The sequence below is a fragment of the Chryseobacterium sp. RLHN22 genome (genome assembly GCF_051011795.1).
GTDB lineage: Bacteria > Bacteroidota > Bacteroidia > Flavobacteriales > Weeksellaceae > Chryseobacterium > Chryseobacterium zhengzhouense.
In genome coordinates this window covers 1-18,758 of sequence record NZ_JBPCHW010000036.1, presented here as the reverse complement: position 1 = coordinate 18,758, position 18,758 = coordinate 1, and the positions used below count along the sequence as shown (strand labels likewise).

Here is an 18,758-nt window from a genome sequence, read left to right as displayed (position 1 = left end):
GGGAGTGTTGCGACGCGGAACACCCCCCCCGAAACATAAATTTTTCTTCAGACTTTTATTGCTCATCAATTTCTTCGTCCTCATCTTCATACTGCTCAAGATAATATGTGAAAGTAAAATCTTCCACTTGCTCTTCTGCATCTTCCAGAGTAGTCAAAAGATCTTCAAAAAGTTCAAGCTGATCAACGCTCATGTTCACAAACTCGATGTGAAGCGGCATCTCGAGTTCTCCGGAAATAACATCAAAAAGGGCGTCCAGATTATCTCCGAAATGTTCAGGAAGTTTTAGTTTTTCTTTAAGCTGAGTATAAAAATCTTCGTAATCTCCAATTTCTGTAAAGTCGATGTATATTGTATTCATAGATTATTTTTAATGGTGCAAATGTAGGAGTTTTAGGGAATGACTACTATTTTTTCTCAAAGCTCTTGTAATGATCTTTCGTTAAATAGACCTCTCCGTTTTTAGTAAAAACAATTCGATCTGAATTTCTGTTTCCGCAATTGTAATTTACATCTGCCTCAAAATATTGTTCTCCTTTCGGAAGTTTTCGCTCACGGTTGCCAAAATGGTCTCCGCCAATAGCTCTTCCGGGAAGAATTTCACAAAGATTTCCTTGCGAAGCATTCCAACCCAATTTCTTAGCTTCATTCTTTGTTATATAATAGTCAGGAAGCTTATGATTTTGTTTTATATAATTAATTACAGTTGTTTCTTCAGTAATCGAATAGATTTCGCTGCTGTTTTCGGATGTACTTCTTTTTTTGTTATCGTAAATTTTTGAAGATTCCTGAGCTTTTTCTGTTTTATTTAGGGCTTCCTTATCCGCAATAAAATTATTGTAAATATACATCACAGATATTCCAAAAAGAAGCCCGAGACAGGCAAAGAAAAGCGAACGGGTTTTTGGATTCATAATTCTGGGGTCAATTGTTAATTTAACTTCGTTAGTGAATGTCAATATTAAACTATAAATGTGAATTTTTGAAATTCACAACTCACTTGCACAGCAAAATTGACTTTTACGCTCTCCATTCTTCCGGAACATCACAAACGGGAATAGGGTTGATCTTATGTTGAGCCGCTTTGTTCATACGGCTGAAAATTTGAAACACTTCCAAATCTCTTCCGTTGTAATCGGCTTCTGTTTTTGTTCCCCATTCTTTCTGGATTTTTTCCAGTTCAGGATAGGTAGCCCCGATTTGTTGTTCGTCGGTTCTGTCTACATCCCAAAGACCATCGGTTGGGATTGCGTTTTTAATACTTTCCGGCAAATCCAAAGCTTTTGCCAATTCATAAACTTCAGTTTTGTAAAGATCCGCAATAGGGGAGATATCAACTCCGCCGTCACCGTATTTGGTATAGAAACCTATTCCAAAATCTTCCACTTTATTTCCTGTTCCGCAAACCAAAAGACCGTTAATTTGCCCGTAGTAATACAAAGTCAGCATTCTGAGACGTGATCTGGTATTGGCAAAGGCAAGCTTTTCATTCGGGAATTCATCATCTCTTACATTGAAAATATCATGTAAAGCCTCAAATGGCGCATTAAGATCTACAGAGAATCCGTCAACATTCGGAAATTTGTTTTTTAGAAAATCAATCTGTTCCTGTGCTCTGGATATCTGATCTTTTTGTTGTCTGATCGGCATTTCCATAACCAAAGTTTTTAGTCCGGTCATTGCACAAAGTGTAGAAACCACTCCGGAATCAACACCACCTGAAACTCCGATCACATAACCTTTTACTCCTGCTTTTTGAGCATAATCTTTTAGCCAGTTTACAATATGATCTATTACTTTTTGTGTCTGCATTGTATATTTTTATTGTTTGAAATTTTCTCTTCTAAGTTCGTACCAAAAACAGATTCCGTCAGGTTCGGTAAATTTTCCTTTGTTTTCAAACCCGAGTTTAGGAAGAATTTTGTTGGAAGCAATATTTTCTGAATGAGCATGTGCATAAATTACGTCTGCCTTTACTTCGTTGAAGCCAAATTGAAGTGAAGCTTTTCCCGATTCAAAAGCATAACCTTTTCCCCAGGTTTCGGGAATAAATCTGTAACCCAGATCGTAAAAATTCTGGTGTCCGTTGATTTCTGTCGTGTGTAATTTTAATCCACTCCAGCCGATTAAAAGTCCGCTTTCCTTTTCAACGACTGCAAGTCTTCCAAGGCCATTGTCTTTGTATTGCTGCATGATCATTTTTACGACTTCTTTTGATTCTTCAGCTTTATTAAGCGTTGGCATTCCAATATATTTCATCACTTCAGGATCAGAATCGAGCAGAAAAAGACGTTCGTAATCTTCTTCCACAAACTTCCTTAAAATCAGTCTTTCGGTTTCAATATAAATATTCATAGTTAGTTTATTTGTGTTTTTAAGATTTAATATTAAGTTTGTTTAAACTAATTTTAAATTTAACCACAAAAGGTACAAAAGATATTCTTCCAGCGATTATTAGATAATAAAAGCTCTCAAAAGGATAAAAATCGAAGATTTTTTTAAAACTTATGTGCTCTTTTTGTCAGCTTAATGATAAACTTTAAACACTTTATCTAAATCTTTTGCGCCTTTTGTGGTTAAATAAAAGTTTAAACAAGTTTATTAATTTCTACTGTTACAAAAAATCCTTTTTCATCGTAATTTTATATTTATATCCTTATTTTTGTACACTTAAATTTCATGTAAAAATAATGAAGATTTTTAGAATTGCAGCACTTTCATGCTTTTTAGTTTTAAGTCTAAGCTCTTGTAAAAAAGACAAAGAAACAGATTGGAAAGTAGAAATAAAAAATCCGGTTGAGAAAATAGAACTTACCGATATTTCGAAGGAATTTTATGATGTAAACACCCCTTTGGAGCAGTTTAAGGCTAAGTTTCCATGGTTTCAGGGGACTGTTTCTGATGAAGACTTTGCCAAAAACAGGGTGAACGCTGAAGAAGTGAGAATTTATAAAGAAGCAATTTCTAAAATTGATCAGACTAAACTCAAAAAAGAACTTGAAGATCTTTTTACACACATTAAATATTATTTTCCCAATTTTAAAACACCAAAAGTATATTTGTTTTCATCTTCATTACAGATGATTCAGGAGCCGCTTTTGTATGATGAAAAAACCAATTTTCTCTTTATTGATATAAGCGGATTTATGGGAAATAATAATCCGAATTATAAAGGTTTGGAAAATTATTTTCAAAAATCAATGAATCCTAACAATATTGTTCCTAAAGTTTCTAAGCTTTTTGCTGAACAAATTGTCCCTTTTTCAACTGATCATCAGAAATTTATTGATCTCTTGGTGTACAATGGGAAAATAATGATGCTTCAGAGTGCTTTTCTTCCGGAAACTCCTGATTATCTAAAGATGGATTACGATAAAAAGCAATACGATTGGGCTGCTGCCAACGAAGCTAATATTTACAATTATTTTGTTGAAAATAATTTGATTTTTGGTGATGATCACCGTTTGGTAGACCGTTTCATCAATCCGGGACCGTTTTCAAAATTTTATACCGAAATCGACAACGAATCTTCACCAATGGTAGGTGTGTACATCGGATGGCAAATCTGCAAAGAGTATTTTAAAAAGAATCCTGAAACCAAACTAACAGATTTCCTTAAAATAGATGCCACAGAAATTTTTAATAAAGCAGAGTATAAACCGAAAATAGAAGAATAAATTTTGTTGTTGGTTTTTGGTTGATGGTTGTTAGTTTTTTAACATTATAAAATTTATTATTCGATCAACTAACAACCAAAGCCCGACAACCATTTAAACATATTAGAAAAATAGAAAAAATGAGAAAAACTCAGATAACGATAGATGTTGAGCTGGATGAAAACCACATTCCCGAAGTAATGACGTGGAACGCTCAGGATGGAGGAGTAGAAAAAGAAGAAACCAAAGCGGTAATGATCTCAGTATGGGACGAAAAAACATCGGAGGCTCTAAGAATTGATCTTTGGACAAAAGATATGCCTGTAGATCAGATGAAGATGTTTATGCATCAGATTTTTATTTCGATGGGGAATACGTATCAGAGAGCAACCGGGGAAGATGATGTTGCAGCGTGGATTGAGCAAATGGCGGAGGAATTTGCGATTAAATCAGCAATAAAAATGTAAAAACGAATTTGAAAATGTGATAATAAGACAATTTGAAAATGAAAGTTGTGAAAGTAATTTTCAAATTAATAAAATATAAAACAATGAATTTCAATACAAAAGTTATACACGGCGGACAACATCACGAATCTGCAACAGGTTCTGTAAATGTTCCGGTTTTTTTAACGTCTACATTCGCACAAAAATCTCCGGGAGTACATTCCGGATACGAATACTCAAGAGCTGCAAACCCAACAAGACAGGCTTTGGAAGACTCTTTGGCAAGCATCGAAAACGGAGCGAGAGGTTTGGCTTTCGGATCTGGTTTGGCGGCGATCGACTGTGTTTTAAAATTATTAAATCCAGGTGATGAAGTCATTGCAGTGGATGATTTATATGGTGGGACATACAGAATGTTCACCAGACTTTTTGAAAAATATCAGTTGAAATTTACTTTCGTGAATTTTGATGATGTTTCTAAAATTGCAGATGTGATCACTGATAAAACTAAACTGATCTGGGTTGAAACTCCAACAAATCCATTGATGAAATTAGTTGATATTAAAGCGGTTGTAGAAATTGCAAAAGGAAAAGATATTCTTGTTGCTGTTGATAACACTTTCGCAACGCCATATCTTCAAAGACCAATTGATTTGGGTGCTGATATCGTAATGCACTCAGCTACAAAATATTTAGGAGGGCATTCCGATGTTATTGCGGGAGCTTTAGTAGCAAAGGATGCTGAATTGGGAGAAAAACTTCACTTTATTCAGTTTGCAAGTGGTGGAATTTTAGGACCTCATGATTCTTATTTGGTGTTGAGAGGAATTAAAACTTTGGCATTAAGAGTTCAGAGACATTCTGAAAACGGAATGGCTGTAGCAAAATATCTTGAGTCTCATCCGGCAGTTGCTCAGGTAATTTATCCGGGATTAGAATCTCACCCGCAATACGAATTGGCAAAAGCTCAGATGAAAGATTTCGGAGGAATGGTTTCTTTCACGTTTAAATCGGGTAAAAAAGAAGATGCTATCAAGTTTTTGGAGAAAGTAAGAGTTTTCACTTTGGCGGAATCTTTGGGCGGAGTAGAATCGTTAGCAAATCATCCGGCTTTGATGACTCATGCTTCCATACCTGCAGAAAAACGTACAGAACTTGGAATTACCGATGATTTAGTTCGCCTAAGCGTTGGAATCGAAGATGCAGAAGATTTGATTGCGGATTTAGAACGCGCTTTTTCTTAAAATAAATTAGGCATCCGTTTTTATAGCGGATGTTTATTTTTAATTTAGCCATTCAATGAAAAATACAAGAAAAGCAATAATCGAAGATTTAAGCCAATTAGCTAAATTATTCGACCAATACAGGATTTTTTACCATAAAGATTCGGATATTCCTGGCGCTGAACAATTTTTAAAACAAAGAATAGAAAATAAAGATTCTGAGATTTTTGTTGCTGAAAATGGAGACGAATTGGTTGGTTTTGTTCAACTGTATCCATTGTTTTCTTCAACAAGAATGAAACGTTATTGGCTGCTGAATGATTTATACGTGAATAAAAATTCTCGTGGAAAAGGATTTTCAAAAGAATTGATTGAAAAAGCAAAAGAAATGGCAAAATCTACCGATGCAGCCGGCATTCTTCTTGAAACCGGGAAATCCAACGACATCGGGAACCAATTATATCCAAGCTGCGGATTTAAAATTTATGATGAGGTGAATTTCTACGAATGGACAAATAATGATAGTGAATTGTGAAACTTGAATTATAAATTTATCAAACTCATCACTCATAATTAATAACTTATAACTAAAAAACATGACTGATTTTCAAAAATACGTTCAAAGATATTTAGATCATATTCCATCCGAAGATTGGTTGGGAGAATTGAAAAAATCGGGAGAAAAAACCGTCGAAATTTATTCAAATCTTACAGAAGAGCAATCTCTTTTTGCTTATGCAGAAGGAAAATGGACGCTGAAAGAATTGCTTTTGCATTTATCCGATACAGAAAGAGTTTTTCAGTACAGAATTCTGGCTTTTGCGAGGGGTGATCAAAATGAATTGCCTGGGTTTGATGAAGAACTATACGCAAATAAATCTTTTGCTAATGAAAGAAGTTTGAGTTCTTTATTGGAAGAATATCAATTGGTGAGAAAATCCTCTCAGGTTTTATTAGAAACCGCAAATTCATCAGCTTTAAAAAATATTGGAATAGCCAACGGAAATCAAATTTCGGCTGAAACCATTGGGAAATTAATTGTAGGTCATAATATTCATCATTTGAATATTATTGAGGAAAGATATTTGCCGAAGTTGTAAAGTTTTTTAATTTTATGTCATTGCGAGGAGTGAAAGCGACGAAGCAATCTCATAATTTTAAAACGACACAAATGAAACCCGGATTTATTTATATTATGACCAATGAAAATAATACTGTTCTTTATACAGGTGTAACATCTAATTTGCCAAAAAGAGTTCAGCAGCATAAAGAAAAATTTTTTGAATTAAGTTTTACGTCAAAATATAATGTGTGCAAGCTTGTTTACTGGGAATCATTTCAGGAAATTGGTGATGCTATTTCCAGAGAAAAACAAATCAAGGCAGGTTCTAGACAGAAAAAAATAAATTTAATAAACTCAATTAATCCTGAATGGAGAGATTTAGCAGAAGACATTAAGGATATTATGAATCCTTATTGAGATTGCTTCGTCACTTTGTTCCTCGCAATGACAAACAAATGGAAAACATCATACAAATACTAAAATCCGGCGGAACAATTTTATATCCTACAGACACCATCTGGGGAATTGGTTGTGATGCGACAAACATAGAAGCTGTCAATAAGATTTTTGACATTAAAAAGCGTGAAAAGAACAAATCCATGATTATCCTGGTGGAATCTGAAAAGAGACTGCAGGATCTGGTTGACGTTCCGGAAATGGCTTGGGAAATTATTGATTTGAGCGAAAAACCGGTAACCATCGTTTACGAAAATCCAAGAGGTTTGCCGAAGGAGTTATTAGCAGAAGACGGAAGTATAGGAATTCGTTTGGTGAAAAATGATTTTTGTAAAAAGCTAATAACGAAACTAAATAAGCCTTTAGTCTCGACCTCAGCGAATTTCAGTGGAGATAAAAGTCCGTTGAAATTCTCGGATATTTCGCCCGAAATTATAGATTTGGTGGATTATGCAGTGGAAGAAAATAGAGATGTTGTGTCAAAATATTCCGGCTCTTCGGTGATAAAAATCTGGAGTGATAACAGAATAAAAGTTCTTCGAGAGTAAAAGAAAAGATTTTAATTATCTTTGCAATACCATTTAACCATTAGGAAGTCGGAAATTTAATTTTTTTAACTTAAAATCTGATTTCTTAGTGGTTTTACATTAGATATAAGTTAACAATTATAAAACATATAGTTAAAACATATAGTTGTAAGTCTAATATCTAGCATCTAATATCTAACATCTATTAAAAAATGTTCATCAATCTCAATCAAAATAAAAATCTAAAACTTTTCAAAATAATTTCTGAGGTAGCGGCAGAAAACAATCAGTCTGTATACATTGTGGGCGGTTATGTCCGGGATTTGCTGATGAAAAGAAAGGCTTCCACGGATATTGATTTTGTGACCGAACAAAGCGGAATAGAATTAGCGCAAAATGTTGCTAAAACCATTGATCCGAAAATGAAAGTTTCCGTTTTCAAAACGTATGGAACGGCGATGATTAAATATAAAGATCTTGAGCTGGAATTTGTAGGTGCAAGAAAGGAAAGTTATTCTGAAGACAGCCGCAAACCGGAAGTGGAAGGCGGAACGATTGAAGATGACCAGAAAAGAAGAGATTTTACCGTTAATGCAATGGCAATTTCTTTGAACAAAGATAATTTCGGTGAATTGATCGATCCTTTTAACGGGATTGATGATCTGGAAAAAGGAATTTTAAGAACTCCATTAGAACCCGCACAGACGTATTCTGACGATCCTCTGAGAATGATGAGAGCGGTACGTTTTGCTTCAACGTTAAATTTTAAAGTTGAAGATAATTCACTTGAAGCCATTAAACAGGAGGCAGAAAGAATTAAGATTGTTTCCAGGGAAAGAATCATGGTTGAATTTAACAAGATCATGCTTTCCAAAAAACCCTCAATTGGTTTAAAACTAATGGAACAGACCGGTTTGATGAAATTAATTATTCCTGAATTAATCGATCTGAAAGGGGTAGAAGAAGTGGAAGGTCAAACGCATAAAGACAACTTCTACCATACTTTGGAAGTGGTGGATAATATTTCTGAAAACACCGATAATCTATGGCTTCGCTGGTCGGCATTGCTTCACGATATTGGAAAAGCACCTACCAAAAAATTCGTGGAAGGAACAGGCTGGACTTTTCATGGACATGAGTTTTTAGGGTCAAAAATGGTAAAAACGTTATTTCAAAGATTGAAATTACCATTAGGACCGGACATGAAATATGTTCAGAAAATGGTGAAACTTTCATCACGTCCAATCGCTTTAATTACGGATGACGCTTCGGATTCTGCATTGAGAAGATTGTTGTTTGATGCCGGTGAAAATCTTGAAGATCTGTTCACGCTTTGCAAAGCTGATATCACAACGAAAAACTCCAAAAAACAGGAGAAATTCAAGAAGAATTTTGAGTATGTTGCGGTAAAGATTAAGGAAGTAGAGGAAAAAGATCAGGTAAGAAATTTCCAGCCACCCATTTCCGGAGAAGAAATCATGAGGATGTTTAATTTAAAACCCGGTCGTGAAATCGGGATGTTAAAGGAAAAAGTAAAAGAAGCAATTCTGGAAGGCGAAATTGGAAATGATAGTGAAGAAGCTAAAAACTTTGTTATTGCAGAAGCGGAAAAGCTTGGATTAACACTTGTTTAAAATGCTTTTCGCAACATTTGACTATATCATGTTAATAGTAATTTTCATCTTCAATTTTGGAGTTTGGAAATACAAAATAATTAAAAAACGCAATCGGATCTTGTATCTGATTGTGTTTTTACTTTTTGGGCTTATTATACCCTATTTTTCTGTAGATTTTGAAATTAAAAAAGCCGTTAAAGATCGGCCTCTTGTTGATGGTTTTACTCTTCTTTATGTATATTTCAGGTTTCCCATCTGGTGGTTTATTGGAATTATTGAGGTTTTAATTTTAACGAAATTAATTTATAAAACTAAATCATAATAAATTCTTAAAAATTTGTTAATAAAATACTAAAATTGAACAGTTTTTGTTATTACATTTGTGAAAACATTGAAAACAAATTTGTTTAATTTTAAAAAACTATCGGTGAAAAAAATCTTCTTATTTCTGCCCTTACTTTTTCTGATTTTCTCCTGCGAAAATACTAAAGTAGAAAAAGTTGAAAATGCTTTCTATTACTGGAAATCCAACGATTATCCTTCCAGTTCAAACAAAGAAAAAGATATTTTAATTGATCAGAATATTAAGAAACTGTATGTGAAATTTTTTGAGGTCGATTATACCGATGCAATGGGAAATTTTCCTATTTCTAAAACCAGTTTTTCACTGAATTCTTATTGTGATGAAAAATCAACGAATTCTTATGAAGTTATTCCAACGGTTTATATTAAAAATATTGTTTTTCAGAAAAGTGCAGAGAAAGATTTAGATCAATTAGCAGATAATGTAAACTTTTTAATTAACAAATATACAAATGAAAGATTAGACTCTTTAAAGGTTTCAGAAATACAGATTGACTGCGATTGGACGGCTTCTACAAAGGATAAGTATTTTTATTTTTTAAAGAAATTAAAACCGATTTCACAAAAAGAAATTTCAGCTACACTAAGATTGTATCCATACAAATATCCAGATAAAATGGGAGTTCCGCCAGTTGATAAAGTTACTTTGATGTGTTATAATCTGATTAATCCATTGGCGGATCACTCGAAAAATTCGATTCTTGATTTAAAAGAATTGGAAAGCTATCTCAATACAGCAAAAAAATATCCGTTGCATTTGGATGTTGCACTTCCGGTATATTCCTGGATGCAGGTTTACCAAAACAATCAGTTTACGAATGTTTTGTATGATGTGAAAGATATTAAGCCTCATTTAAAAGAAATAAAACCGCTTTGGTATGAAGTGCAGAAAGATACAGTTATTAATTACGAAACGTATTTGAGAACCGGAGATAAGATAAAATATGAAGAAATAACGGCAGATAAAATCAATAAAGCTATTGCGATTATCAGGAAAAATGTCAAGTTTGATAAAGAAATTACCGTAACGCTTTTTCACTTAGACGAAAAACAACTTAATAATTACACCGATGAAGAAATTAGTCATTTTTACAGCGATTTTACTAAGTAGCGCTTTTTCTGCGTGTGGTTTTTATCCTTACGGAGAAGACGTTAGGTTCTATTTTCTGAATCCTAAGAACTTTTCTTATCAGTCATATTCTTCATTTTATTATTCGGTTTTAAGTTTTGAACAAAATTCTGAAGCTGTAATTTCCAATCAGGATAATGAAAAATTGTGGAGGAAATATTGTGATAATAAAGTTCTTATTGCAGATATCTCAACTGTTTTGGATAGTTTTAGTTTCTCTGATATTCAGGGAAATTCTTCAAATCCGTTTCTTCATTATTTATATTCCCAAAAAGATATTGAGGCAATTAATTATTTGAAATTTGCCAAAAATTGCGAGTACTTCAATACCTGGCAGGATGATCCTTGGGAAAGAAATGAAAATACTGCGACTGCAAAAAGAAATGATTTATTAAATAAAGCAACTGTTTTGGCTTCAAAAAGCAAAAAAGTAGAATTCAAAAAAAGATATGCTTTTTTAGCACTTCGTTTGGCTTTTTATAATAAGGATATGAAAAGCATTGAGAAAATTTACAGTCGATACTTTTCGGCAAATCAATCCAATGACGTGATTGATGTTTGGGCGTTGTATTTTAAGGCGACTTCAGAGACAAATCCGGCGTTGAAAAATCTATATTTTGCGAAAGTTTTTGCAGCCAGTCCTGAAAAAAGATTTGTTTCGTGGCAATATTTTGAATCACAAGTTCCTGTAGCTGATGTTTTAAATTTAGCTAAAAATAAAAAGGAAAAAGCAAATGTTTTACTGCTTTACGGACTTTATAATCCGGATAAAAATTTAGAAAATATAAAACAGATGTATGCCGAAAATCCGAATTATGACGGATTGAGTTTTTTGCTATATCGTGAATTGGGAAAGCTTGAAGATTGGGTTTTCACACCTTATTATTCTCTTTTTTATACGAATGATGATTATTGGGAGAGTGATCCTGAAAACGAAAATGTTCTTAAAATTTTAGAACGTTCAGACATCGACAGACAATATGCAAAAGAGGTTTTGGAATTCATTAATTCGGTTGATTTATCTAAAGTTGAAAATCCGAATTTCTGGAAATATGCGAGAGCAGAGCTTTTATTAATGACCAAAAATTATTCTGAAAGCTTAAACCAAGTTGCTGAGCTGGAAAAAGTTTTACCGTCTGAAAATCTTCTGCGAAACAATGTGGAAATCATAAAAGCTTTGAATCTTTTTGCGAATCAAACCTATGGAAATGCTAAAATTCCGGATGCAGCGAAAGAAATTATCATTAAAAATAAAGACAATAAACATTTTATTTTTGCTTTAGGCAGAGAATTGGAATATTTGGGAAATACTGATGATGCCGCACTTTTATACGCCTCGTTAAATCATCCTTCTATTGGAAATGAATATTACAATAATGTTTACTATAAATCTTTGAAAAATTCTAATCATACTTATGATACGTATTACTATGATTATTTTGATTATCTGGATGCTGTTTATTCACCCGAACAATTGCAGAGTTTTATCAATGAAATTAATGGTTTAAGTAAAAATCCAGATTCGTTTTATAGAAATTTTTATTCGATTAATCAGTCAGAAATCAATTCTTTGTATGATTTGTTGGGTACAAAATACATCAGACAAAACAAGTTGAATTTAGCTTTAAATACTTTCAATAAGCTTGGTGAGAATTATTTTGATGCGCAATATTCACTTTGGGAAAGAGATGGTAAAGACAATTACTATTCATCCAGCAAGGTTTTTGATCAGAATCCGTTTTATCATTTAAAATATACGCCTGATTTTATTCCTGAAAAAGAACATTTCAGAGTGAATAAAATTTCGGTGACCAGAAAGCTTATCGAATATCTGAACAAAGCCAATAATCCGAAAGAAAAAGACAGAGATTACTATTATTTTTTGGTGGCCAATTGTTATTACAATATGTCGCAATACGGCAATGCATGGATGATGAGAAGGTATTCTGTAAGCTCGGCAGGAAATTATTCTATTCGGGAAGATAATCAGGAATTCAATACAGCAGGTCTTGCAAAATATTATTACGGGAAAGCTTTTGAAAATGCTCAAACCTATAAATTTAAAGCTTTATGTCTGAGAATGCAGGGGAGATGTGAGAATTATAATTACGATTTTATGGGTGAGAATACTATGAATTATTCTTCCCAAGCCGGTAATTACGAAGACAGAAGGTTTGAACAAAATAAATATTATCAAGATCTTAAAAATAATTATCCGGATCAGTATGAAGATATGATGAGTGGATGTGAATCTTTTAAAACTTATTTTAAAGCAAGAAGATAGATTTAGATAAAAAATGCGGTTCTTTTAAAACCGCATTTTTTATTTTGTAAAAGACTAAGATTAGTAATTTTTATAAACCCCGTTTGCACCTATTCCTGTTTTAAACTTGCTGATTTGAGTTCCTGCAGTTGTATAAACTGTAATTTCGCTTGCTTCTGTAAAACCTTTTACGTCAACAGTGAAAATTCTTCCTTCTATTACGTTGAAACCATAAAGTGTAAAATAATCTCCACCGTCTACAGCTGTAATAATAGGACTTGTAGGAGCTGTTGTAGCATTCATATCCATAGAATAGACTTTGTTTTTTGAGCTGAAATAAAATCTTCCGCCGTCAATCTGAAGGTTGGTTCCGTTTGTAATACCTGTAAGAGTAGTTGTTTTTACAACAGATCCTGTTGCAGATATTTGATGGATATAAGAATCGGTAGTTCCAGCTGCAATGACATAAACATTGTTGTTGTAAGAAATTGTTTTGTTGATGTTTCCATTCGGAACTGCTATTGCCGCTCCATCAATGGTGTTGCTGGTTGTGTTGATTTTTGTGATCGTATTACCAAATCCTACAGTTGCATTTTGTACAAAGATATTCCCTCCCGCTTCAACAACATTCTCAACGGTACTTGTCGATGCAAAATCAATTTTCTTTACAAAAGAATTGTCAGCTAATTTATATACGTTAACAAATTTTGCGCCTCCGTATAGATCGTTAGAAACGTAAAGGTTACCGTTTGCAATAGCCATGTAACGAGGGGTATTCAGCTGAGCTGTAATTTCACCTGTTTTTCTGAATGTTGTACGGTCTACAATTACAATTTTATTTGAGTTATTCAACAGAAGATATGCTTTATCTCCATTGAAAACCATTGTCTGAAGTACATCTCCCAGATTTTCGTTGTTGTTCTTTGCTTTGTAAATGTCATTTTGCATTACACTTAAATCTCTTGAGACAAAAGATACATCTGCATTCGGAGTGCCATATTTACCTTCATTGGTAATAAAAAGACCATTGTTATAAGTTATTTCCGGAATGATTTCTTCGTAATCTGACGTACATGAAACCGAAAATAGAAGGACGAATCCGAAAATAATCTGTAAAAGTTTGTTTAATTTCATAATATGATAATGTTAAAAATTTATTGTTGCGTTGATGCTGTAATTTCTTTTTGGCAGAGGATAATAATCCATAGTTTCATAGATCGTATCCGTAATATTGTTTACTCGGAATCCTAACGTGTATTTCTTCATTAATGTTGCGGAAAGACCCGTATTCATCACTAAGTAAGGATAAATTGCATATTTTCTGCTTTCATCTGTGGTAGTGTAAGTTAGTCCGTTAAACATTCCCTGTGCATAAAAACGTAAAAATCTGTATTGATAATCAAGGTTCGACGAAAATTTATGCAACGGTGCATAGGTAAGCTGTTTTTGGGTTTCCAAATTTACAGATTTTGTATAACTGTAACCTGCCGTAAACTTTATCGAATGGTTTTCATTGAAATTTTTCTGATACCTAAGCTGAGATTCGAGACCGTAAGACTCTGCTTTATGGGTGTTAAATGGAGACCAGTATCCCGAACCGGTATCGAGCCAACGGATCATATCGGTAATTCGGATGTAATAGGGACTTAAAATGAGCCTAAAATCCCCAGCTTTGAATTCATGATTCATATCGGTCTGAACAGAAGTTTCAGGTCGCAATTCTTTGTTTCCTCCGGGAGTCCAGTACAGATCGTTGAACGAAGGAAACCTGAAATTTTTCGAAAAATTTACATCCACGCTGTACCATTCAGCAGCTTTCCATTTTCCTGAAAGAGAATAAAGTATGGGTGCATCTATTTTTTCGACAAAATCCTGTTTAATTCCTGCTTCAAATCTTAAATTATGGGTAGGAAAATACCTTATTAAACCCGCCACTGAACCCACATTTCTGGAAACTTTAGCGATTCCCGAAGTACCTTCTCCTTCACCCTGGTTTTGCTGAAATTCTCCGATGATATTAATGTTTAGCTTCGGAATAATAAAATAATTAAAATCATTTTTCAAGATATAATTTTTATTGATTCCGCCGCTCGTACTCGGCATATTTTCAACCCCAAAATACTGAAAGTTGTCTTCTGTATAAGCCGCTTTGAAACTGTTTGATATTTTTGAACCGTTATAATCCCAAGCGATTAGATTTCTTAAAGTTTGTGCTTCGTATTTGGTTCTGTTTCCGTTTTCAGAGAAAATAGGGTAGTTTTGCGTTGCATTGTAAAGCTGGCTTTGCCATGAAATGGTCTGTTTTGGAGCAATTTTATAAGCGATTCCTATGTTTGCCGTAGTATTGTAATATTTACCGTTCCAGTTAGTATAATTTTCTTCAGGAACCACATAATCATTCTGACTGATGAGGTAATTTCCCGAAACTTTAAAACTGAACTTATCATTGCTGTAAGCAGCTTGTAAAAAGTTGTTGTAGGTTCCGAAAGAAGCAACTTCAGAATTAAATGATCCGCTAAAACCTTTATTGAAGCTTAATGTATTATTTAAATGAATACTTCCTCCAATGGCCCCGCTTCCGTAAATCACACTTCCGCCTCCGGATTTTATTTCCATTTCATCATAACCAAAAAGCGCAATATTATTCACATCACCCTGACCTAAAAACTGGGAATTAATATTAATTCCGTTCCATACAAAAGCGGTCTGTTGCGCAGTTGTTCCTCTGAATGAAGGTGAAGAAACTGCTCCACGACCATTTTCTTTAATATAAACCGGCGACTGAAAACGCAGAACTTCAGAAAGATTGGAAGCGTTTTTTTGAATATCTTGTGGAGATAATGTCTGGACTGTATGAAAAAGTTTTACTTTTTTCATCTGATTGTCAAAAACATATACTGTGTCGATGGTTTTTTCCTGACCGTGATATAAAGTCAGGCATGAAGACGCAGAAAATAAGATCAATAATCTTTTTGTACTCATACTATTTTTACTTTTCCTCCGAAAGCAAATGTTTTAAAAGGTTGAATTCTGGCAGGTCTCCTGACTTTCGCTTTTCTACACCTTCCCGCTTTGGCAGTGGTTTTTTGTAGAAATTTTTAAATGCGATTTACAGTTGCGGGGACAGTTTGGGGGTTTCACCCAATTCCCTCTTCGTTCCAATACTTTGGAAACCAAAATTTTTGCAAATATAGTTCTTTTGAAAAGAAAGATTAAATTTTATTAACGGTAAAAAATTGAATATGCTCTTTTGTATTAGTGTTTATAAGCTGTTGAAAATTTATAAAAATGTTCCGTCAAAATAAAAAGGAAGTAGATCTTTAATTGAAGAAACCTTTATGCCTTCTTCATGTAAATTTGAAAAATAAAGCTCAATATTTTCATTCTGCTTGGTTTCATATTCAATAATGCTTTGTCTGCAGGCTCCACATGGAGGAATCGGCGGATTTTTTTCTGAAGCCTCTTTAGGACCGCCTACTATGAAAATCTTTTTAACTTTCTGATCAGGGAAATTTGCTCCGATCCAAAATAATGCAGTGCGCTCAGCACAAAGTCCGGAAGGAAAAGCCGCATTTTCCTGATTGTTTCCTGCAAAAATCTCACCATTCTCCAGAAGAACAGCACATCCTACAAAAAAATTAGAGTAAGGTGCATAAGCATTTTCTCTTGCCGATTTAGCTTTTTCGAAAAGATCTTTTTCTAATTCGTTAAGCTCCTCGACACTTTTAAACTGATCATAGCTGATTGTAAAATCTTTTTTCATTTGTTTCCGTAAAAAGGGGGATAAAAGTAAACCTTTTTCATGAGTTGGGCAACAGCATGTTTATCATACTAATTTTGTATTTTTAAAAAAGTTTTAAAAATAATTCAATGTTATATTCACCAATAAAATTCAGAAATGTAGAGCTGAAAAACCGTTGGGTCATGTCACCAATGTGTATGTATTCTTGTGAAAATGGCTTGGCTAATGATTTTCATTTTGTTCATTACGGAAGTCGTGCTCAGGGCGGAACGGGGCTTCTCATAGTGGAGGCAACAGGAGTAGAGCCGAGAGGAAGAATTACCAATCATTGTATGGGGATCTGGAATGATGAACAGGCAGAAAACCTACAAAAAATCGTTGAATTTGTTCATGAAAATTCAGAGAGTAAAATAGGAATTCAGCTGGCTCACGCAGGAAGAAAAGGTTCGACTTGGGAAAACAAACAGATTTCTTTGGAAGATGGTTGGGAAACATTGGCACCAAGTCCTATTCCTTATCATCCGACGGAAAGAATTCCGCATGAATTGACGATGGAAGAAATCAAAGAACAAATTCAGAATTTTAAAAATGCTGCGAAAAGAGCGGTAAAAGCAGGCTTTGATGTGGTTGAAATTCACGGGGCTCATGGTTATCTGGTTCATCAGTTTTTATCACCACTTTCTAATGTGAGAACAGATGAATACGGAGGAAGCTTTGAAAACAGAATAAGGTTTTTATTGGAAATCGTAGATGCAGTAAACGAAGAATTAAATGAAAATGTTGCTTTATTTGTACGAATTTCCGGCACGGAATACGCCGAAAATGGCTGGGATATCAATGACAGCGTAGAATTATCAAAAATTTTGAAAGAGCATCACGTTGATTTGGTGGATGTTTCCAGTGGTGGAAATATTCACGGAGCAAAAATTTCTGTTTTTGACGGTTATCAGGTTCCGTTCTCATCTGCTGTCAGAAATCAGGCAAATGTGATAACAGGAGCAGTAGGTTTAATTACGAAAACTGAACAGGCAGAAGAGATTTTACAAAATGGGGAAGCTGATTTGATATTTGTGGCAAGAGAAATTTTACGAAATCCTTATTTGGCAGTTCAGGGCTCTTTTGAGATGAAAGAAGAATGTTTTTTTCCACATCAATACCTCAGAGCGAAAATTTCTTCTTAATTTTAGGTGCGAATTTAAAATAGAGCAATGCATATAGAAGATTTTATGCTTCCATGTCCCAGCAAAAAGTTTTTGGGAATCGAATGTTTCGGGTGCGGAACTCAAAGAGCTATTGTTTTGGTATTCGAGGGGAAATTTTCGGAGGCTTTTCAAATGTTTCCGGCTGTGTACACTTTACTACTGTTTTTTTGTTTTGTAGGGCTTAATTTTATCGATAAAAAAAGGAATTATGGTCAGATTGTGGTTTTTTTAGCAATAATTAATTCACTGATTATGGTTTTTTCTTATTTTTATAAACATTTTTTCATTCACATAAACTAAACATTAAAAAAATAAATTATGAATCAACAAAAGTTACCTAATGCTACGGCGGTACTTGTTTTAGGAATCGTTTCGATTGTCGGATGCTGTTGTTACGGTATTTTGGGAGTTATTGCAGGTATTATCGGACTTGTGCTTTACAAAAAAGACAATCAGTTATATCAAAGCAATCCTACCTTATACTCAGATTACAATAACCTGAATACAGGTAGAATTCTATGTATCATAGGTTTATCGATTAGTGTTCTGTATCTTGTTCTGAATGTTGTGATGATTGCCGTTTTCGGTTGGGATACTCTTTCAGATCAACAATTGATGCAGGAGCGTATGAGAGAATTGATGGGACAGTAAATCTAAATTTAGCATAATTAAAGATCGCAGAAATGCGGTCTTTTTTTGTTATAGCCCTAGATATGATGCTTAATAAATATCTCTCATTACTAGCTGTAATCGTATAATTACGACAGAAAATCGTAGAATTACTACAAAATTTGAGATTTTGTATTTAAAATGCAAAATATGTTTTCAGAGGTTTTATCTTTGAAATATAAAATCAGAACAAAATATTAACGAATTAAAATTTACGAATCATGGCAGCAAATTCAAGAGGAATTTTAAAATTCAACGGCGGCGAAGGGCAGAAATTATTAAAGCTGAACTACAGCGTTTCAAGATCTACGGATGTTTCGGGACGTGTAGCATCCGATCCATCGAATGCGATCATCAAATTAACGGTTGAGGCAACAGAAAAATCTGATATCCTTGAATCATT

At 33.9% G+C, this 18,758-nt stretch carries 21 protein-coding genes and 1 riboswitch; of the genes, 14 read left to right on the top strand and 7 right to left on the bottom strand.

All coding sequences use genetic code 11. The features are described from left to right. Window positions 1-55 precede the first annotated feature (55 nt). From ACR1PN_RS19700 to ACR1PN_RS19685, 4 genes are all read right to left on the bottom strand, one after another. Window positions 56-361, bottom strand: coding sequence for a barstar family protein (locus ACR1PN_RS19700; RefSeq protein ID WP_378180138.1), 306 nt, complete (start codon window positions 359-361; stop codon window positions 56-58). 46 nt (window positions 362-407) lie between these two features. Further along, window positions 408-914 (bottom strand): ribonuclease domain-containing protein, encoded by a 507-nt coding sequence (locus ACR1PN_RS19695; RefSeq protein ID WP_433981425.1) that lies wholly within the window; start codon window positions 912-914, stop codon window positions 408-410. Between the two features lie 106 nt (window positions 915-1,020). Beyond that, entirely contained in the window at window positions 1,021-1,812 is a 792-nt protein-coding gene (gene nadE, locus ACR1PN_RS19690) for an NAD(+) synthase (protein ID WP_433981424.1), read from the bottom strand. Window positions 1,813-1,821: 9 nt separating this feature from the next. Continuing rightward, window positions 1,822-2,355 (bottom strand): GNAT family N-acetyltransferase, encoded by a 534-nt coding sequence (locus ACR1PN_RS19685; protein WP_433981423.1) that lies wholly within the window; start codon window positions 2,353-2,355, stop codon window positions 1,822-1,824. A gap of 335 nt (window positions 2,356-2,690) precedes the next feature. Here ACR1PN_RS19685 and ACR1PN_RS19680 point away from each other — a divergent pair, with 335 nt between their 5' ends. From ACR1PN_RS19680 to ACR1PN_RS19635, 10 genes are all read left to right on the top strand, one after another. Further along, window positions 2,691-3,677 (top strand): gliding motility protein GldB, encoded by a 987-nt coding sequence (locus tag ACR1PN_RS19680; RefSeq protein WP_433981422.1) that lies wholly within the window; start codon window positions 2,691-2,693, stop codon window positions 3,675-3,677. A gap of 119 nt (window positions 3,678-3,796) precedes the next feature. Beyond that, complete coding sequence (gene gldC / locus ACR1PN_RS19675) at window positions 3,797-4,123, top strand: gliding motility protein GldC (protein WP_378180153.1); 327 nt, start codon at window positions 3,797-3,799, stop codon at window positions 4,121-4,123. An 83-nt stretch (window positions 4,124-4,206) separates the two neighbouring features. Then, window positions 4,207-5,346, top strand: coding sequence for a cystathionine gamma-synthase (locus ACR1PN_RS19670; protein ID WP_433981421.1), 1,140 nt, complete (start codon window positions 4,207-4,209; stop codon window positions 5,344-5,346). Window positions 5,347-5,401: 55 nt separating this feature from the next. Beyond that, a complete protein-coding gene (locus ACR1PN_RS19665) occupies window positions 5,402-5,860 on the top strand; it encodes a GNAT family N-acetyltransferase (RefSeq protein ID WP_433981420.1) in 459 nt (152 codons plus the stop codon). Between the two features lie 61 nt (window positions 5,861-5,921). Further along, window positions 5,922-6,425, top strand: coding sequence for a DinB family protein (locus ACR1PN_RS19660; protein WP_433981419.1), 504 nt, complete (start codon window positions 5,922-5,924; stop codon window positions 6,423-6,425). A 71-nt stretch (window positions 6,426-6,496) separates the two neighbouring features. Then, window positions 6,497-6,805 (top strand): GIY-YIG nuclease family protein, encoded by a 309-nt coding sequence (locus ACR1PN_RS19655; protein ID WP_433981418.1) that lies wholly within the window; start codon window positions 6,497-6,499, stop codon window positions 6,803-6,805. A 38-nt stretch (window positions 6,806-6,843) separates the two neighbouring features. Further along, on the top strand, window positions 6,844-7,392 hold the full coding sequence (locus tag ACR1PN_RS19650; protein ID WP_433981417.1) for an L-threonylcarbamoyladenylate synthase: 549 nt from the start codon (window positions 6,844-6,846) through the stop codon (window positions 7,390-7,392). Between the two features lie 191 nt (window positions 7,393-7,583). After that, window positions 7,584-9,005: a CCA tRNA nucleotidyltransferase gene (locus ACR1PN_RS19645; protein WP_433981416.1), complete on the top strand. Its 1,422-nt coding sequence runs from the start codon at window positions 7,584-7,586 to the stop codon at window positions 9,003-9,005. Window positions 9,006-9,414: 409 nt separating this feature from the next. Next, the gene (locus ACR1PN_RS19640) at window positions 9,415-10,461 is read left to right on the top strand and encodes a hypothetical protein (protein ID WP_433981415.1); all 1,047 of its coding nucleotides are present in this window, start codon (window positions 9,415-9,417) and stop codon (window positions 10,459-10,461) included. Further along, window positions 10,421-12,763 carry a hypothetical protein gene (locus ACR1PN_RS19635; RefSeq protein WP_433981414.1) on the top strand — a complete coding sequence of 781 codons (2,343 nt, stop codon included), beginning with the start codon at window positions 10,421-10,423 and terminating at the stop codon, window positions 12,761-12,763. Before ACR1PN_RS19640 ends, ACR1PN_RS19635 begins: the two co-directional genes overlap by 41 nt. Before the next feature lie 60 nt (window positions 12,764-12,823). Here the strand turns inward: ACR1PN_RS19635 and ACR1PN_RS19630 are convergent, their stop codons facing one another. From ACR1PN_RS19630 to cdd, 3 genes are all read right to left on the bottom strand, one after another. Continuing rightward, complete coding sequence (locus ACR1PN_RS19630) at window positions 12,824-13,876, bottom strand: YncE family protein (protein ID WP_433981413.1); 1,053 nt, start codon at window positions 13,874-13,876, stop codon at window positions 12,824-12,826. 12 nt (window positions 13,877-13,888) lie between these two features. Next, window positions 13,889-15,724 (bottom strand): TonB-dependent receptor plug domain-containing protein, encoded by a 1,836-nt coding sequence (locus ACR1PN_RS19625; RefSeq protein WP_433981412.1) that lies wholly within the window; start codon window positions 15,722-15,724, stop codon window positions 13,889-13,891. Window positions 15,725-15,757: 33 nt separating this feature from the next. Further along, window positions 15,758-15,935, bottom strand: a riboswitch (cobalamin riboswitch). 87 nt (window positions 15,936-16,022) lie between these two features. Next, entirely contained in the window at window positions 16,023-16,505 is a 483-nt protein-coding gene (gene cdd / locus ACR1PN_RS19620) for a cytidine deaminase (RefSeq protein ID WP_433981411.1), read from the bottom strand. Window positions 16,506-16,612: 107 nt separating this feature from the next. Between cdd and namA the strand changes: the two genes are divergently transcribed. The 4 genes from namA to tssD all read left to right on the top strand — a co-directional run. After that, window positions 16,613-17,665 (top strand): NADPH dehydrogenase NamA, encoded by a 1,053-nt coding sequence (namA, locus tag ACR1PN_RS19615; RefSeq protein ID WP_433981410.1) that lies wholly within the window; start codon window positions 16,613-16,615, stop codon window positions 17,663-17,665. Between the two features lie 27 nt (window positions 17,666-17,692). Beyond that, window positions 17,693-17,986, top strand: a complete 294-nt coding sequence (locus tag ACR1PN_RS19610) for a DUF2752 domain-containing protein (RefSeq protein ID WP_433981409.1) — start codon at window positions 17,693-17,695, stop codon at window positions 17,984-17,986. 18 nt (window positions 17,987-18,004) lie between these two features. Continuing rightward, window positions 18,005-18,337: a CCC motif membrane protein gene (locus tag ACR1PN_RS19605; RefSeq protein ID WP_433981408.1), complete on the top strand. Its 333-nt coding sequence runs from the start codon at window positions 18,005-18,007 to the stop codon at window positions 18,335-18,337. Window positions 18,338-18,576: 239 nt separating this feature from the next. Then, the coding region (tssD, locus tag ACR1PN_RS19600) for a type VI secretion system tube protein TssD (RefSeq protein WP_433981407.1) at window positions 18,577-18,758 on the top strand (182 nt) is incomplete at its 3' end.

Bases quoted from the DNA above. Each gene is read 5' to 3' on its own strand.
- ACR1PN_RS19700 (WP_378180138.1), bottom strand. From the start codon at position 361: ATGAATACAATATACATCGACTTTACAGAAATTGGAGATTACGAAGAT.
- ACR1PN_RS19695 (WP_433981425.1), bottom strand. From the start codon at position 914: ATGAATCCAAAAACCCGTTCGCTTTTCTTTGCCTGTCTCGGGCTTCTT.
- nadE (WP_433981424.1), bottom strand. From the start codon at position 1,812: ATGCAGACACAAAAAGTAATAGATCATATTGTAAACTGGCTAAAAGAT.
- ACR1PN_RS19685 (WP_433981423.1), bottom strand. From the start codon at position 2,355: ATGAATATTTATATTGAAACCGAAAGACTGATTTTAAGGAAGTTTGTG.
- ACR1PN_RS19680 (WP_433981422.1), top strand. From the start codon at position 2,691: ATGAAGATTTTTAGAATTGCAGCACTTTCATGCTTTTTAGTTTTAAGT.
- gldC (WP_378180153.1), top strand. From the start codon at position 3,797: ATGAGAAAAACTCAGATAACGATAGATGTTGAGCTGGATGAAAACCAC.
- ACR1PN_RS19670 (WP_433981421.1), top strand. From the start codon at position 4,207: ATGAATTTCAATACAAAAGTTATACACGGCGGACAACATCACGAATCT.
- ACR1PN_RS19665 (WP_433981420.1), top strand. From the start codon at position 5,402: ATGAAAAATACAAGAAAAGCAATAATCGAAGATTTAAGCCAATTAGCT.
- ACR1PN_RS19660 (WP_433981419.1), top strand. From the start codon at position 5,922: ATGACTGATTTTCAAAAATACGTTCAAAGATATTTAGATCATATTCCA.
- ACR1PN_RS19655 (WP_433981418.1), top strand. From the start codon at position 6,497: ATGAAACCCGGATTTATTTATATTATGACCAATGAAAATAATACTGTT.
- ACR1PN_RS19650 (WP_433981417.1), top strand. From the start codon at position 6,844: ATGGAAAACATCATACAAATACTAAAATCCGGCGGAACAATTTTATAT.
- ACR1PN_RS19645 (WP_433981416.1), top strand. From the start codon at position 7,584: ATGTTCATCAATCTCAATCAAAATAAAAATCTAAAACTTTTCAAAATA.
- ACR1PN_RS19635 (WP_433981414.1), top strand. From the start codon at position 10,421: ATGAAGAAATTAGTCATTTTTACAGCGATTTTACTAAGTAGCGCTTTT.
- ACR1PN_RS19630 (WP_433981413.1), bottom strand. From the start codon at position 13,876: ATGAAATTAAACAAACTTTTACAGATTATTTTCGGATTCGTCCTTCTA.
- ACR1PN_RS19625 (WP_433981412.1), bottom strand. From the start codon at position 15,724: ATGAGTACAAAAAGATTATTGATCTTATTTTCTGCGTCTTCATGCCTG.
- cdd (WP_433981411.1), bottom strand. From the start codon at position 16,505: ATGAAAAAAGATTTTACAATCAGCTATGATCAGTTTAAAAGTGTCGAG.
- namA (WP_433981410.1), top strand. From the start codon at position 16,613: ATGTTATATTCACCAATAAAATTCAGAAATGTAGAGCTGAAAAACCGT.
- ACR1PN_RS19610 (WP_433981409.1), top strand. From the start codon at position 17,693: ATGCATATAGAAGATTTTATGCTTCCATGTCCCAGCAAAAAGTTTTTG.
- ACR1PN_RS19605 (WP_433981408.1), top strand. From the start codon at position 18,005: ATGAATCAACAAAAGTTACCTAATGCTACGGCGGTACTTGTTTTAGGA.